Source organism: Streptomyces sp. NPDC058326, assembly GCF_042879855.1.
Lineage (GTDB): Bacteria > Actinomycetota > Actinomycetes > Streptomycetales > Streptomycetaceae > Streptomyces.
Genome location: NZ_JBHVZO010000020.1, coordinates 41,614 through 56,005 on the forward strand (window position 1 = coordinate 41,614; position 14,392 = coordinate 56,005).

15 protein-coding genes are annotated in these 14,392 nt (G+C 74.0%); 9 read left to right on the top strand and 6 right to left on the bottom strand.

What is annotated here, in order from left to right:
- Window positions 1-228: 228 nt before the first annotated feature.
- The 3 genes from ACFVYX_RS29305 (at window position 229) to ACFVYX_RS29315 (ending at window position 3,336) form a co-directional block, all read left to right on the top strand.
- On the top strand, window positions 229-1,437 hold the full coding sequence (locus ACFVYX_RS29305) for a histidine kinase (RefSeq protein WP_389684506.1): 1,209 nt from the start codon (window positions 229-231) through the stop codon (window positions 1,435-1,437).
- On the top strand, window positions 1,437-2,057 hold the full coding sequence (locus tag ACFVYX_RS29310; protein WP_056553350.1) for a response regulator transcription factor: 621 nt from the start codon (window positions 1,437-1,439) through the stop codon (window positions 2,055-2,057). The genes ACFVYX_RS29305 and ACFVYX_RS29310 overlap by 1 nt, the downstream gene beginning before the upstream one ends.
- A 73-nt stretch (window positions 2,058-2,130) precedes the next feature.
- A complete protein-coding gene (locus ACFVYX_RS29315; RefSeq protein ID WP_389684507.1) occupies window positions 2,131-3,336 on the top strand; it encodes an FAD-dependent monooxygenase in 1,206 nt (401 codons plus the stop codon).
- A 52-nt stretch (window positions 3,337-3,388) separates the two neighbouring features.
- Here ACFVYX_RS29315 and ACFVYX_RS29320 read toward each other — a convergent pair whose 3' ends face one another.
- Entirely contained in the window at window positions 3,389-4,192 is an 804-nt protein-coding gene (locus ACFVYX_RS29320) for an ABC transporter permease (protein WP_389684508.1), read from the bottom strand.
- Window positions 4,189-5,217, bottom strand: a complete 1,029-nt coding sequence (locus ACFVYX_RS29325; RefSeq protein WP_389684509.1) for an ATP-binding cassette domain-containing protein — start codon at window positions 5,215-5,217, stop codon at window positions 4,189-4,191. The genes ACFVYX_RS29320 and ACFVYX_RS29325 overlap by 4 nt, the downstream gene beginning before the upstream one ends.
- Window positions 5,218-5,368: 151 nt before the next feature.
- On the opposite strand from ACFVYX_RS29325, the gene ACFVYX_RS29330 reads away from it, so the two are divergent.
- From ACFVYX_RS29330 to ACFVYX_RS29340, 3 genes are read left to right on the top strand one after another with little or no spacing between them, the layout of a single operon-like run.
- On the top strand, window positions 5,369-6,652 hold the full coding sequence (locus ACFVYX_RS29330; RefSeq protein ID WP_389684510.1) for a sensor histidine kinase: 1,284 nt from the start codon (window positions 5,369-5,371) through the stop codon (window positions 6,650-6,652).
- A complete protein-coding gene (locus tag ACFVYX_RS29335) occupies window positions 6,649-7,311 on the top strand; it encodes a response regulator (protein ID WP_389684511.1) in 663 nt (220 codons plus the stop codon). The genes ACFVYX_RS29330 and ACFVYX_RS29335 overlap by 4 nt, the downstream gene beginning before the upstream one ends.
- Before the next feature lie 13 nt (window positions 7,312-7,324).
- A complete protein-coding gene (locus ACFVYX_RS29340) occupies window positions 7,325-7,825 on the top strand; it encodes a hypothetical protein (RefSeq protein WP_389684512.1) in 501 nt (166 codons plus the stop codon).
- An 18-nt stretch (window positions 7,826-7,843) separates the two neighbouring features.
- Here the strand turns inward: ACFVYX_RS29340 and ACFVYX_RS29345 are convergent, their stop codons facing one another.
- Window positions 7,844-8,533: a pentapeptide repeat-containing protein gene (locus ACFVYX_RS29345; protein WP_389684513.1), complete on the bottom strand. Its 690-nt coding sequence runs from the start codon at window positions 8,531-8,533 to the stop codon at window positions 7,844-7,846.
- Between the two features lie 102 nt (window positions 8,534-8,635).
- Here ACFVYX_RS29345 and ACFVYX_RS29350 point away from each other — a divergent pair, with 102 nt between their 5' ends.
- Both ACFVYX_RS29350 and ACFVYX_RS29355 read left to right on the top strand, forming a co-directional pair.
- Window positions 8,636-9,820 carry a phytoene desaturase family protein gene (locus tag ACFVYX_RS29350; RefSeq protein ID WP_389684514.1) on the top strand — a complete coding sequence of 395 codons (1,185 nt, stop codon included), beginning with the start codon at window positions 8,636-8,638 and terminating at the stop codon, window positions 9,818-9,820.
- A 58-nt stretch (window positions 9,821-9,878) separates the two neighbouring features.
- On the top strand, window positions 9,879-10,877 hold the full coding sequence (locus ACFVYX_RS29355) for a zinc-binding dehydrogenase (RefSeq protein WP_389684515.1): 999 nt from the start codon (window positions 9,879-9,881) through the stop codon (window positions 10,875-10,877).
- Window positions 10,878-10,894: 17 nt separating this feature from the next.
- Here ACFVYX_RS29355 and ACFVYX_RS29360 read toward each other — a convergent pair whose 3' ends face one another.
- The 3 genes from ACFVYX_RS29360 to ACFVYX_RS29370 all read right to left on the bottom strand — a co-directional run bounded on the left by ACFVYX_RS29360 (window position 10,895) and on the right by ACFVYX_RS29370 (window position 12,728).
- Window positions 10,895-11,260, bottom strand: coding sequence for a hypothetical protein (locus ACFVYX_RS29360; protein WP_389684516.1), 366 nt, complete (start codon window positions 11,258-11,260; stop codon window positions 10,895-10,897).
- Between the two features lie 9 nt (window positions 11,261-11,269).
- Window positions 11,270-11,749, bottom strand: a complete 480-nt coding sequence (locus ACFVYX_RS29365) for a GNAT family N-acetyltransferase (protein ID WP_389684517.1) — start codon at window positions 11,747-11,749, stop codon at window positions 11,270-11,272.
- Window positions 11,750-11,840: 91 nt separating this feature from the next.
- Window positions 11,841-12,728, bottom strand: a complete 888-nt coding sequence (locus ACFVYX_RS29370) for an aminoglycoside phosphotransferase family protein (RefSeq protein ID WP_389684518.1) — start codon at window positions 12,726-12,728, stop codon at window positions 11,841-11,843.
- A gap of 104 nt (window positions 12,729-12,832) precedes the next feature.
- On the opposite strand from ACFVYX_RS29370, the gene ACFVYX_RS29375 reads away from it, so the two are divergent.
- Complete coding sequence (locus ACFVYX_RS29375) at window positions 12,833-14,221, top strand: NAD(P)/FAD-dependent oxidoreductase (protein ID WP_389684519.1); 1,389 nt, start codon at window positions 12,833-12,835, stop codon at window positions 14,219-14,221.
- The last annotated feature ends 171 nt before the right edge of the window (window positions 14,222-14,392 follow it).

Sequence of the window (14,392 nt, forward strand, 5' to 3'; positions counted from 1 at the left end):
TGAGAGGCGGTGTGGGGAGGAGGTCGGCCGAGCGGCGGGGCGGGGTGCCGCTCCCTCGCTCTGCAACCATCCTGTGGCCGGAACCCGGGACGTCCGGTCCACGGTCCGGCTGTCCTCCTCGCGCACACTGGAGGACGGCCGGGTCAGCCGATCGGCTGATGCCGTCGTGGCCCCCCGGGGCCAGGATGGACTGATATCCCCAGGTCAGAGGGTCAGGAAGGTGGGAACGTGACACGGCCGACGAAGCCCGGACGGCACGGCGGGAACGCGGCCCGCCCGGCGGACACCGAGCAGGACCCCGACGCCCCCTGGCTCGCGCGGGTCATGCACATCGCCTTCTTCCTCCTCCTCGGCGCCTCCCTCGCCCGCTTCCTCCTCCGCCACCCCTGGGAGGACCGCAGCCCCTGGATCGTCGCCCTCTCCGGCGCCCTCGCCTCCCTCTACCTCCTCGGCCCCGTCGTCGGCACCCGCGCCGCGCCCCGCCGGATCGCCTGGCTGAGCACGGTCGTCGCGGTCTGGATCCTCCTCGTCGTCCTCGCGCCCAGCTTCGCCTGGTGCGCGGTGCCGCTCTTCTACACGGGCCTGCGCACCCTCCCGGCACGCGCCGCGCTCGGTCTGGTCACGCTGCTCACCGTCTTCGTGGTGTTCGCGCAGGTGCAGCTGGCGCACGGCGGCTGGGACCCGAACCTGATCGTCGCGCCGCCGGCCGTCGCCGCCATCGCCACCGGCGTCTTCGTGTACTCCGACCGGCAGGCGGCCCGCCAGCGGGCCCTCATCGACGACCTGATCCGCACCCGGCGCGAACTGGCCGCGATCGAGCGCCGCGAGGGCACCCTCGCCGAGCGCCAGCGGCTCTCCATGGAGATCCACGACAGCCTGGCGCAGGGCCTGTCGAGCCAGCAGATGCTGCTCCAGGCGGCCGACCGGACCTGGGACAGCGACTCGGCGACCGCCCGCCGTCATGTCCGTACCGCCGAGTCCATCGCCGAACGGAACCTCGCCGAGGCCCGCCGTTTCGTGCATGACCTCGCGCCCGCCGACCTCGCCGAGGGCGGCGGCCTCGAAGAGGCCCTGCGCGGCCTCGCCACCCGCGAGTCGGCGGCCTTCCGCGTCGACGGCGCGGCGGTGCCGCTGCCCGAACGGGTGCAGTCGGCGCTGCTCCGTATCGCGCAGGGCGCCCTCGCCAACATCCGCGAGCACGCCGCCGCGGACTCCGCCGCCCTGACGCTGACGTACCTCGACGACCAGGTGGTCCTGGACATCGCCGACGACGGCCGCGGCTTCGACCCCGTCGAGAAGCCCGGCGGGGTACGCGGCCACGGACTGCCCGCGATGCGGGTGCGCGCCCAGCAGCTCGGCGGCACCCTGACCGTCGAGTCCGTCCCGGGCGAGGGCACGGTGCTCTCGGCCGCGATCCCGCTCTCCCTGGAGTCCTGATGTCCGTACGGATCCTGCTCTGCGACGACCATGTCGTCGTCCGCGCCGGCCTGCTCGCTCTGCTCGGCAGCACCCCCGACATCGAGGTGGTCGGCGAGGCCGGCAGCGGTGAGGAGGCCGTCGCCATGGCGGCGAAGCTGAAGCCCGACGTCGTCCTGATGGACCTCCAGCTCGGGGCGGGCATCGACGGTGTGGAGGCGACCCGCAGGATCGCGCCCACCGGCGTCCACGTCCTCGTCCTCACCACGTACGACACGGACGCCGACATCACCCGGGCGATCGAGGCGGGCGCCACCGGCTACCTCCTGAAGGCCGAGCGGCCCGAGGAGCTGTTCGCCGCCATCCACGCGGCCGCGCAGGGCCGCACCGCCCTCTCGCCGCCGGTCGCCAGCCGGGTCATGGACCGGATGCGGGGCGCGGCGGGGCCGAGCCTCACCGACCGGGAGCGGGACATCCTCGGCCAGCTCGGGCGGGGCCTCGGCAACCGCGAGATCGCCCGGGCCCTGTTCATCAGCGAGGCGACGGTGAAGACGCACCTCGGTCGCATCTACGCGAAGCTCGGCGTCGACACGCGCGCGGGCGCGGTCGCGGTCGCCAAGGAGCGCCGTCTGCTGCCGTAGCCCTCCCCGCTGCTACTGTGCGCTACTGCCTGACCGCACTGTGTCATGCATACGGTTCTCAGTGGGAGCGCACGTGAAGCTCGCGATCGTCGGCGGCGGACCCGCCGGCCTCTACCTCTCGATCCTGCTGAAGCGGCAGGACCCGGCCCACGACATCACCGTGTACGAGCGGAACCCCGCGGGCTCCACGTACGGCTGGGGCGTCACGTACTGGGCGGGCCTCCTCGACAAGCTGCGCGCGGGCGACCCCGAGTCCGCGGCGGCCGTCGCGGAGGCCTCCGTCACCTGGACCGACGGGGTCGCGATCGTCCGCGACGAGCGGACCGTCCACCGCGGCGACGCCGGCTTCGGCATCGGGCGGCGGCGGATGCTCACGCTGCTCGCCGACCGGGCCGGGGAGCTCGGCGTGCGGGTCGAGTTCGAGCACGACGTCCCCGGCGCGGACGCGCCCGAACTGGCCGGCGCGGACCTGGTCGTCGCCGCCGACGGCGTCCACAGCGTCCTCCGCGAGGCGCACGCCGGCCACTTCGGCAGCGAGGTCACCGCCGGCCGCAACCCGTACATCTGGCTCGGCACCACCAAGGTCTTCGACTCCTTCAGCTTCGCCTTCAAGGAGACCGGGCACGGCTGGATCTGGTGCTATGCCTACGGGTTCAGCGGCGAGCGCTCCACCTGTGTCGTCGAGTGCTCCCCGGAGACCTGGACGGGCCTCGGCCTGGACACCCGCGGCGAGGGCGAAAGCCTGCGCCTCCTGGAGAAGCTGTTCCACGACCTCCTCGACGGCCACGAGCTCATCGGACGGTCGCAGGCCGACGACGCCGCCCAGTGGCTCACCTTCCGCACCCTCACCAACCGGGTCTGGCACCGCGGCAACCTGGTCCTCCTCGGCGACGCCGCCCACACCACCCACTACTCGGTCGGCGCGGGCACCACCCTGGCCCTGGAGGACGCGCTCGGCCTCGCGGACGCCCTGCGCTCGTCCGCCGACCTCGACACGGCCCTCACCACGTACGGGAAGCGGCGCCGCGCCGAACTGGTCTCCGCGCAGAGCGCGGCCCGCTACAGCGCCCAGTGGTACGAGAACCTCCCCCGCTACATGTCCCTGGAGCCGGCCATGATGTTCGCGCTCCTGGGCCAGCGCCACTCGCCGCTGCTCCCCCACGTCCCGCCGCAGCTGTACTACCGGATCGACCGCGCCGCCGAACAGCTGGAACCGCTGCGCCGCCTCAAGCGCTGGCTCGGCCCCAGGGTCGCCCGGGCGGTCCACGGCCGCCGCTGAACCCTGTCTCGCCCGGGTCCGCGGCCGCTGCCGGTCCCCCGTCCCGACGGCCTCACACGTCCCGGCGGTGGACCGCGACGAGGGCCACCGCGACCGCGCCGAGCGACCAGAGCGCGTACACCGTCCACGCCCCGCCCGTCGTCCACGGGTACTCCACCGGCACCGGTGAGTCCCCCACCTCCGTGAGCCGCTTCCACGCGCCCTGCGGCAGGGCGTGCAGGAACGTCGCCGACCAGCGGCCGCGGCCGTCGACAAGGGCGGGCAGCAGGAGCAGCACGCCGGTGAGGGTGACGATCGTCGTCGCCGTGTGCCGCAGCAGGGCCCCGAGCCCGAAGCCGACGAGCGCGCACACGGGCGCGAGCAGCGCGGAGGCGGCGACGGCCGCCGCGGCGCCCGGGTAGCCGATCGACATGCCCACGTCCCGGCCGGACAGCACCGCCTGGGTGGCGGCGAACGACACCCCGGCGACGAGAGCCCCGTACACGACCATGACGCCCGCCAGGACCAGCGTCTTCGCCGCCGTCACGGCCCGCCGGTCGGGGACGGCGGCGAAGGTCGTACGGATCTGCCCGGTGCCGTACTCGCCGACGATCACGAGCGCGCCGATGGCACCGGTCGCGAGCATGAACACCATGGCCCCGCCGAGCGTGAAGGCGTCCCGCATCGCCCAGACGGGAACGAAGAGCTCCCGGATGCCCTCGGAGTAGCGCGGATAGTTCCGGTGGTCGGCGAAGGCCGCGTTGAGGTTGATGCCGAGGGCGGCGACCGCGCCGACGCCGAACGCCCAGGGCGTGGAGCGCAGCGACCAGAGCTTCATCCACTCGCCGGCGAGGAGATCACGGAAGCGTGCCTTCACCGGTTCCCGCCCTTCTTCCGGTACTCGACGCTGTCGGCGGTCAGTTCCATGAACGCCTCCTCCAAGGACGAACCGCGCGAGGCGAGTTCGGCGAGCGGGGCGCCGTGCCGGAAGGCGAGCACCCCGATCCGGTCCGCCGTCATCCCGGTCACGGTGAACGACCCGTCCGTCTCCTCCGAGGCCTTCACGGCCGCCCCGGCGCGGACCAGGGCTGCGGCGAGGTCCGGTCCCGCGGCCGCTTCGGCGGTCCGTACGGTCACGCCGCGGCGGGTGCCGCGCGCGGCGAACTCCGACAGGCTCTCGGCGGCTATCAGCCTGCCCTGGCCGATGACCACGAGGTCGTCGGCGGTGTGCTCCATCTCGCTCATCAGGTGGCTGGAGACGAACACCGTGCGCCCTTCGTCCGCGAGGCGCCGGAACAGGCCGCGCGCCCACAGCACGCCCTCCGGGTCCAGGCCGTTGACCGGCTCGTCGAAGAGCAGCACGGGCGGGTCGCCGAGAAGGGCGGCGGCGATCCCGAGCCGCTGCTTCATGCCGAGGGAGTAGCCGCCGATCCGTCGGCGGGCCGCTTCGCCGAGACCCACCTCGTCGAGGACCTCGCCCACCCGGCGGCGCGGGATGCCGTTGGTGCGGGCGAGCGCGGCCAGATGTCCCTCGGCGGTCCGGCCGCCGTGCACGTCGTGCGCGTCGAGCAGCGCCCCGGCGTGCCGCAGCCCCCGGGACAGCTCACGGAACCGCAGCCCGCCGACGGTCGCGCTCCCGGACGTCGGCTCGTCGAGCCCGAGGATCAGTCGCAGGGTCGTGGACTTCCCCGCCCCGTTGGGGCCGAGAAACCCGGTCACCCGCCCGGACCGGACGGTGAAGCTGAGCCGGTCGACGGCGAGCCGGCCGGGGCCGGGATGGCCGGGGTTGGGACGGCCGGGGTTGGGGTCGGGGTCGGGACGGCCGGGGTCGGGGCCGGGGCCGGGGTCCGTGCGCGCCGGGGCGGGCGGGCCGCTCCGGCCGCGGCCATAACGTTTCGTCAATGCGTGGACTTCGATCACCCGGCCCACGCTGCCGGGACGGCACCCCCTCCGGCATCGGCCCGCCGGCGACAAACGAGCAGGTGACGGTGGCCCGCGGGCGTACGCCCGGAGGCCGATGCCCGGCCGTCCGCCCCACGCCTACGCTCGGCCCATGCCCGCCACCACCGGCCCGTCAGCCACCGCCCCTTCGACCACCGGCCCGCCGACCGGCACCCCCGTGGCCGCCCGGCCGCCCGTCGGGCGCGCCACCGCGGTCCTGGCCTGGTGCGCGGCCGCCGCGCACCCCTTCGTTCTCTTCACGGGTGTGCAGGCGGGACCGTACCGCTCCACCGAGCTGCGGCTCTTCCTCACCGCCGTCGGCGTGGGCCTGCTGCTGCCCCTCGTCCGGCGCAGGCCCGAGGTGGCTCTCGGGCTGCTCCTCACCGGCCTGTTCGCCGCGTCGACGACCCGGCCGTCCGCCGACCTGCTGTACCTTCCGCTCCTCGCCGCCGACGCCTGCGTCGGATGGCTGGCCGCCCACCGTCCGCTCAGAGCCGTGCTGCCCGCCGCCGCGGTGACGCTCACCGTGCAGATCGGTTCGGCGCTGTACACGACCTCCGGCCAGGACGTCTTCGTCTCCACGGTCGTCGCCCTGACGCTCGCGCTGCTCACCGCCGGGCTGCTCGGTCATTCCTCCCGCGAGCGGCGCGCGCACGTGGCGGAGCTGCGCGCCCGGACGGCCGCCGAGGCCGTCACCGCCGAACGCCTGCGGATCGCCCGCGAGCTGCACGACGTGATCGCGCACAGCATCGGCGTCATCGCCATCCAGGCGGGCGTCGGCCGCCGGGTCATCGAGACCCAGCCCGCCGAGGCCCGGAACGCACTCGCCACCATCGAGACCACCAGCCGGGAGACCCTCGCCGGACTGCGCCGCACCCTGGGCGCCCTGCGGGCCTCCGCCCAGGACGCCCCGGGGCACGCGCCCGCCCCGCGAGACCCGGCACCGGGCCTCGCGGACCTGGACCGGCTCGCCGCGTCGACGGCGGACGCGGGCGTACGGGTCGAGGTACGGCGCCTCGGGGACCCCGACAGGTCACTGCCCCCGGAGGTCGGCCTGGCCGCGTACCGGATCGTCCAGGAGTCGCTGACCAACGTCGTGCGCCATGCGGGCGCGTCCGCCTGCCGGGTGACCGTGGACCGGGGCGAGGACACCCTGCTCGTCGAGATCACGGACGACGGCGAGGACGACGGCGGCCCGGGGAAGCCCACCGCGGCAGCCGCCGGCTCCCCCACCGGAACCGGGTACGGCATCGTCGGCATGAGCGAGCGGGCCGCGCTCCTCGGCGGCCGCTTCTCCGCGGGCCCCCGCCCGGGCGGCGGCTTCCACGTATCGGCCGAACTGCCCCTGGCGGTCCCGGTGCCCCACCCGCTCCAGGAAGGAACCCCCACCTCATGAGCGACCGGGTCCACGTCCTCCTCGTCGACGACCAGCCGCTGGTACGGGCAGGGCTGCGTGTCCTGATGGCAGACAGCCCCGACCTCGCCGTGGTCGGCGAGGCGGGCACGGGTGCCGAGGCGGTACGGCTCGCACGCGACCTGCGGCCCGACGTGATCGTGATGGACGTGCGGATGCCCGGCATGGACGGCATCGAGGCCACCCGGATCGTCACGGCGGGCCCCGGCGCGCCCCGGGTCCTCATCCTCACCACCTTCGACGACGACGAGTACGTGTACGGCGCGCTCCGCTCCGGAGCGAGCGGCTTCCTGGTCAAGGACATGGCCCTGGACGACATCCTCGCGGCGATCCGGGTGGTGGCCGCCGGTGACGCCCTGATCGCGCCGGGCGTCACCCGCCGCCTGATCGAGGAGTTCGCGGCCCGCCCCGAACCCGGCCCGCCCTCCCTCCCGCCGCGCGCCCTCGCCGGGGTCACCGCGCGGGAGCGGGAGGTACTCGCCCTCGTCGGCCGCGGCCTGTCCAACGGTGAGATCGCGCAACGGCTCCACATCAGCGCCGCCACGGCGAAGGCTCATGTGGCACGGCTCTTCACCAAGCTGGACGCACGCGACCGGGTGCAGCTGGTGATCCTCGCGTACGAGGCGGGCCTGGCGCCGTGACACCATCGGTTCCGTGCTCGACATCGGCTACTCCCTCTCCCGTCGCTTCCCCGACCCGCCGCAGACCGACTACCGCCACGCGGACGTCCACGCCCTGCGTCACGACCTGTTCTGCGGGGACGTGTACCTCGCCGACACCAAGACGGACCGCGAAGTATCCACAGCCTGGGGATGGGTGCCGGTCCTCGACTTCGCGTGGGCCCTGTGCGACATCGTCGAGCAGCTCGACCAGGACCCGCGCGGCAACCGCGCCTCCCAGCCGCAGTACGCGGAGCTCGACTTCACCGAGTCCTCGGACCGCATGCTCTTCGAGCGCCGCTTCGGCTGGGTGGACGTCGAGGCCGACTGGATGCCGGGCGACGAGCCGCCGGTCACCTTCAACCACAAGGTGCTGCGCCGCGAGGCCCGCGACTTCCTGCACGACCTGATCGCCGACCTCACGGACATGCACGAGGGCCTCGCCGACAACCCGGTCATCTGGTCCCTCCAGGCCCGCTTCCCCCGCCTGCCGTAACGCCCGCCCCCACGCGCGTCACTCCTCCACCCGCACCCCCAGCCGCGCCGCGAGCACCGGCGCCAGGTCGAGGAGCTGCGCCGTCGAGATCACGGCCCCCGCCAGCGACTCCACACCCCGCTCGATCTCCAGGCGCCGCGCCCCCCGCAGGTCCACGTCCTTGAGCCGCGCACCGCTGAAGTCGACCCCCGTCAGGACGCAGTCCACGAACTCCACCCGTTCGAGCACCGCGCCCCCGAAGTCGGGCTCGCTGAGCACGCACCCCTCGAACACGACGTCCTTCAGCTTCGCCGCCCGCAGGTTCAGATAGTCGCTCTTGCCTCCCCGCACCACGACTCTCTCCAGAACCGCCCCGTGCAACTGCGTCCCGCCGAGCCGCGCGTCCACGACCTCCACGTCCCGCAGCTGCGCCCCGGCCAGGACGGTCCCCACCCCCCGTACGCCCGTCAGCACCGAGTCCAGGAACCGGGCCCCCGACAGACGCGTCTCGTCGAGCCGGCAGTCGCTCAGCGCGCAGTCCAGGAACCGCGCCCCCTCCCCCGACTGCCCGGTCAGGTCGAGCCCGGCCAGCCCGAGCCCGTCGTAGTCCCCGTCCGCCTCGAGCCCGCCCTCGTACGCCTCCAGGGGAGGAAGCCGCACCTCCGGCCGCCGCGCCCCCGCCACCGCCGCCCTCTTCGTCTTCCCGTTCCGATTTCGCGTCGTCGCCATACCCCCCATCGTGATGTACGCCACTGACAACGCCCCCTATGTCACGAACGCGCACCCGCCGCCCGTCGCACCCTCGGCACACCCGGAACGAGGGAGACGGACATGCGGAAGCTCACGATCATCGGCGGCGGCTTCGCCGGACTGACCGCGGCCATCACCGCCGCCGAGGCCGGCGTGAAGGTGACCGTGCACGAGGCCCACAGGACCCCCGGCGGCCGGGCCCGCACGGCCGAGGGCCCGTACCGCACCAACGAGGGCCCGCACGCGATCTACTCCGGCGGCCCCCACTGGACCTGGCTCAAGCAGCGCGGCCTCCTCGGCCCGCTCGCCCCGCTGCCCGCCGCCGAGGGCCTCCGGTTCCGCTTCCACCGCGCCGGCGCCCTGCGCCGCACCCCGCCGCTCGGCATGCTCCGCCAGTCCCTCCGTACCGCGGGAACGGCCCCCGTGGACCTCGACTTCCGCACCTGGGTCACCGGGATCGCGGGCGCGCGGGTGGCGCGCGAGGCCGCCTCGTACGCCGGGGTCGCGCTCTTCCACCACGACCCGGGCGCGCTCTCCGCCCGCTTCGTGCAGGAACGGCTGCACCGGTCCGCCGGCCTGCCTCCCGAGGCGCAGTACGTACGCGGCGGCTGGGGGCAGCTCATCGAGCGGATGGTCGCGCGCGCGGGGGAGACGGGCGTACGGATCGAGACCTCGTCGCGCGTCGACAGCCTCCCGGCCGGCGAAGGACCGGTGATCGTCGCCACCGCCCTGCCCGCCGCCGCCCGGCTCCTCGGCGACCCGTCGCTGACCTGGGAGAGCGGTCGCACGGTCCTGCTCGATCTGGCGCTGCGCGGCCGCAAGGGGGACCCGTTCGTGATCTCCGACCTGGACGCGCCCGGCTGGATCGAACGGTTCACGGCCCAGGACCCGACGCTCGCCCCGGCCGGACAGCAGCTGATCCAGGCCCAGCTGCCCATCGGCCCTGACGAGAGCAGGGCGGACGGCGTCGCCCACGCCGAACGCCTCCTCGACCTCGGCTTCCCCGGCTGGCGCGAACGGACGGTGTGGCGGCGGGAGGCCGTGTCCCAGGGGCGTACGGGAGCGGTCGACCTGCCCGGCACGACCTGGCGCGACCGCCCGGCCATCGACCGGGGCGACGGCGTGTATCTGGTGGGCGACCAGGTGGCGGCGCCGGGCGTGCTGTCGGAGGTGTCGTTCACGAGCGCGGTCGAGGCGGTGTCCCTGGCGCTGCGCGCGGAGCACCCCGGCCTCGGCCGCCACCCCCTTGACCTCAAGCATGCTTGAGGTCAGAGGCTTTCCCCGGCACCGCCACCCACGCTCCACCGACGACAGGGGAACCGTCATGCACGCCATCCGCCTCCACACCTTCGGCCCCGCCGAGAACCTCACGTACGAGGAGACTCCCGACCCCGTACCGGGCCCCGGCCAGGTCCGCGTCCGGGTCGCGGCGGCCGGCGTGCACCTCCTCGACACCGCCCTCCGCCAGGGGATGACCGGCCCGTTCCCGGCGCCCGCCACCCTCCCCACCGTCCCCGGCCGCGAGGTCGCCGGCACCGTCGACGCCCTCGGCGAGGGCACCGACCCGGCGTGGCTCGGCCGGCGGGTCGTCGCCCACCTCGGCATGGCCCCCGGCGGATACGCCGAACTCGCCGTCACCGACGCCGCCCGCCTCCACGCCCTGCCCGACCACCTGGGCGAGGCGGAGGCCGTCGCCATGATCGGCACGGGCCGCACCACCCTGGGCATCCTGCGGTTCACCGACCTGGGCCCCGACTCGATCGCGATCGTCCCCGCCGCCGCCGGCGGCATCGGCACCCTGCTCGTGCAGTACGCCAAGAACGCCGGCGCCACCGTCATCGGCCTCGCCGGCGGCCCCGCGAAAGTCGCCCTCGTCCAGGCGAACGGCGCCGATCTCGCCGTCGACTACAAGGAGCCCGACTGGGCCGACAAGGTCCGCGCGTACCTGGGCGGACGCACCGCCACCGTCGTCTTCGACTCGGTCGGCGGCGACACCGGCCGTACCGCCGTCGGCCTCCTCGGCGAGGGCGGCCGGCACCTCGTCTTCGGCTGGTCCGGCGCCGGTCTCCACGACGGCGAACCGCTCACCTTCACACCGGAGGAGCTCGCCGCCCGCGGCATCACCTCGGAGTCCGTCCTCGGACCCGTCATGATCCAGAAGGCGGGCGGCGACATCCGCAACCTCGAACTCGCCGCCCTGGAAGCGGCGACCACCGGCACCCTCCGCCCGGCGGTCCACCGCTTCCCCCTCGCGGAGGCGGCGGCCGCCCACCGCGCCCTGGAGACCAGGGGCACGACGGGCAAGGTCGTCCTGGTGCCCTGAGACGGGACCGGGGCCGGTCAGACCCCGACCACGTCCCAGGAGTGCGCCTTGAACTCCTTCAGGAAGTCGGGGTGGTCCTCCCACATCCGGGCGATGGAACGCAGCACGTCCCAGTTCTGTTCGAGCGCCTGGTCCACGACCTGCCGCAGCTCCGGCGCCGACTCCCGCTTCTCCACAAGGCCGTTGACGGCCGAGGCGGCCTGCACGGTGTAGCGCGTGGCACGCAGGGCCCGGGAGGTGTCGTCCATCCCGAACCCGTGGTCACTCCCGTTCGCCGGGTCGAAGAGCGGGGTCAGCCGCGCCTCGATGAAGGCCGTGATCCGCTGGAACCGCTGCTCGATGCCTGAATCCACGCCCGTACCCCTGTCCATGTCCGTATCCATGCGACCTTCCTACACCCCGCCCCCGCCGAGCTCCGCCAGCGCCCCGTCCGTCAGGCGGTAGACCGTCCACTCGTCCTGCGGGCGGGCGCCGAGGGACTCGTAGAAGGCGATGGACGGCTCGTTCCAGTCGAGTACGGACCACTCCAGACGCTCGTAGCCGCGTTCCCCGCAGATCCGGGCCAGTTCGCGCAGCAGCGCCTTGCCGTGACCGCCGCCCCGGGCCTCCGGACGGACGTACAGGTCCTCCAGGTAGATGCCGTGCACCCCTCGCCAGGTCGAGAAGTTGAGGAACCAGAGCGCGAAGCCGACGGCCTCGCCCGACTCGTCCGTGGCGAGGTGCGCGAAGGCGGCGGGCCGGTCGCCGAAGAGGGCCTCGTGGAGCTGCTCGGGGGTCGTACGGACCTCGTGGAGGGCCTTCTCGTACTCGGCGAGGTCGCGGATCATGGCGTGGATGACGGGGACGTCGGCGGGAGTGGCTGTACGGATCATGGGCCCCAGCCTGCCGGGAGGAACCCCTTCCTGGCGAGCGAGATCCGCCGCACCGGCCACCCCTGCCCCGCCGGCTCCCGGGCCGGCCGCTTCACGCCCTGCCCTTCAGCAGGATCCGGCCGACCGCCACCTGCTCGTCGTCGAGGCGCGGTTCACCGTCCGCCACGTCCCAGAGGCCGTTCTGCAGGACCCGGCCCAGCGTCCACGCCACCGCGCGCCGCCGGTCGCCGACGACCTCGGCGAGCAGGTCGAACCGCCACAGAACCTCGTCCGGGTCGAAGCGGTCCACCAGCGCCGGCAGCAGCTCGAAGCCGGGGTCTCCCGAGAGCGGCTTCGGGTCGATCGCCAGCCATGGCTCGCGGCCGCCCGCGAGGACGTTCCCGAGGTGCAGGTCCCAGTGCAGCAGCCGGTCCCCGGGGTCGCCGGCCACTTCCCGTACCGACGCCGCGCAGTCCCGCAGCAGTGCCGCGTCCTCCGCGCCGAGGCGCACGACCGCGTCCGGGACCTCGGCGAGCATCCGGGCCGCGATGTCGCCGAGGCTCCGCAGCCCGTCCGGCGCGGGGACGGCCGTCAGCCGCGCGAGCAGCCCCGCGACGATGCCCGTCGCCTCCCTGGTGCCGGTGAGGGACGTCAGCGGCCGGGTCTCGTCGAGCCGTTCAAGAAGCATCGTCCCGGTCCGCCGGTCGTCATCGAGGAGCCGCACTGCGCCGTCCCCCTCCCAGGCGCGCAGGGCGGCCGGCTCACCCTCCGTCTCCTCGTCGAGGAGCTGCATCTTCAGTGCGGCGGGCGTGCCGTCCGCGACCCGCTCGACGGGCAGGACGAGGGAGGCGACCCCGTACATCGAAGGGCCCGTGACCCGCAGCCCCCACCGGCCGAGGAACTCCCCGGCCAGCCCCGGCAGCCCGGCGACGAACGCCCTCCCGGCCTCCCCGTTGTACCTCGCCTGCGACGCCGCCAGCTCCCCGGGTACGTGAATCATCCCCCGAGCCTAAGGGCGCCCCGGGGCGCGGCCGTAGGGGCCCGTATCCAGGGGAGCGAGCCCCCGGGTAACGTCCCGCCCACGCACCCGGAAGAGGGATACACATGAGTACGGTCAACGGCGGCATCTCGTTCTGGTACGCGCAGGACGGCACTCCCGCTCCCCGCGAACCGCTCCCCGGCGACACCACCGCCGACGTCTGCATCGTCGGCGGCGGCTACACCGGCCTGTGGACCGCCTACTACCTCAAGAAGGCCGTCCCCTTCCTCAACATCACCGTTCTTGAGGCGAAGTTCTGCGGATACGGCGCCTCCGGACGCAACGGCGGCTGGCTCTACAACGGCATCGCCGGCCGCGACCGTTACGCGAAGCAGCACGGCCACGAGGCCGCCGTCCGCCTCCAGCAGGCCATGAACGCCACCGTCGGCGAGGTCGTCGACGTCTGCGAGCAGGAGAAGATCGACGCCGACATCCACCGGGGCGGCGTCCTCGAAGTGGCGCTCTCCCCCGCGCAGCTCGCCCGCCTGAAGGACTTCCACGCCGCCGAGATCGCCTTCGGCGAGACCGACCGCGCCCTGTACGGGGCCCGCGAGACCGCCGAACGCATCCGCGTCACCGGCGCCGTCGGCTCCTCCTGGACCCCGCACGGCGCCCGCCTCCACCCCGTGAAGCTGGTCAAGGGCCTCGCCGCCGCCGTGGAGTCGCTCGGCGTCACGATCCACGAGTCGACGCCGGTCACCGAGATCAAGCCGAAGCACGCCGTCACCCCGTACGGCACGGTCCGCGCCCCGTACGTGCTGCGCTGCACCGAGGGCTTCACCGCCTCCCTCGCGGGCCAGCGCCGCACCTGGCTCCCCATGAACTCCTCGATGATCGCCACCGAGCCGCTCGACGACGCCCAGTGGGAGTCCATCGGCTGGGACGGCCGGGAGACCCTCGGCGACATGGCCCACGCGTACATGTACGCCCAGCGGACCGCCGACGGCCGCATCGCGCTCGGCGGCCGGGGAGTCCCGTACCGCTTCGGCTCGAAGACGGACAATGACGGCCGCACGCAGCCGCAGACGATCGAGGCGCTCCGCGACATCCTGGTCCGCTTCTTCCCCCAGCTGGCGGGGGTACGGGTGGACCACGCCTGGTCCGGCGTCCTCGGCGTCCCCCGCGACTGGTGCGCCACGGTCACCCTCGACCGCTCGACGGGCCTGGGCTGGGCGGGCGGTTACGTCGGCTCGGGCGTCGCCACGGCCAACCTCGCGGCCCGCACCCTGCGCGACCTCATCAAGGAGGACTCGGGCCAGTCGGGCCCGACCGACCTCACGGCCCTCCCGTGGGTGAACCACAAGGTCCGCAAGTGGGAACCGGAGCCACTGCGCTGGCTGGGGGTCCAGACGATGTACGCGGCGTTCAGGGGCGCGGACCACCGCGAGTCCACGGGCCACACGGCGGCGACGGACCGGGTGGCGGTCATGGCGAACCGCCTGAGCGGCCGCTGACGAGGGCGGGGGAGGGCACGAGACCGCCCTCCCGCGGTCCGCAGGGAACGCCTCCCGTCCACGGGGAACACCCTCCCCGTCCGGGAGAACCGTCCAGGAGAACGTCCGGGAAAACCCTCAGGGAGAACCGTCCGGAAGAACACCCACCCCGCTCCCCACCCCGCTCCCCCA

Bases quoted from the DNA above. Each gene is read 5' to 3' on its own strand.
- ACFVYX_RS29310 (WP_056553350.1), top strand. From the start codon at position 1,437: ATGTCCGTACGGATCCTGCTCTGCGACGACCATGTCGTCGTCCGCGCC.
- ACFVYX_RS29330 (WP_389684510.1), top strand. From the start codon at position 5,369: ATGCCCGCCACCACCGGCCCGTCAGCCACCGCCCCTTCGACCACCGGC.
- ACFVYX_RS29335 (WP_389684511.1), top strand. From the start codon at position 6,649: ATGAGCGACCGGGTCCACGTCCTCCTCGTCGACGACCAGCCGCTGGTA.
- ACFVYX_RS29345 (WP_389684513.1), bottom strand. From the start codon at position 8,533: ATGGCGACGACGCGAAATCGGAACGGGAAGACGAAGAGGGCGGCGGTG.
- ACFVYX_RS29350 (WP_389684514.1), top strand. From the start codon at position 8,636: ATGCGGAAGCTCACGATCATCGGCGGCGGCTTCGCCGGACTGACCGCG.
- ACFVYX_RS29355 (WP_389684515.1), top strand. From the start codon at position 9,879: ATGCACGCCATCCGCCTCCACACCTTCGGCCCCGCCGAGAACCTCACG.
- ACFVYX_RS29360 (WP_389684516.1), bottom strand. From the start codon at position 11,260: ATGGATACGGACATGGACAGGGGTACGGGCGTGGATTCAGGCATCGAG.
- ACFVYX_RS29365 (WP_389684517.1), bottom strand. From the start codon at position 11,749: ATGATCCGTACAGCCACTCCCGCCGACGTCCCCGTCATCCACGCCATG.
- ACFVYX_RS29370 (WP_389684518.1), bottom strand. From the start codon at position 12,728: ATGATTCACGTACCCGGGGAGCTGGCGGCGTCGCAGGCGAGGTACAAC.
- ACFVYX_RS29375 (WP_389684519.1), top strand. From the start codon at position 12,833: ATGAGTACGGTCAACGGCGGCATCTCGTTCTGGTACGCGCAGGACGGC.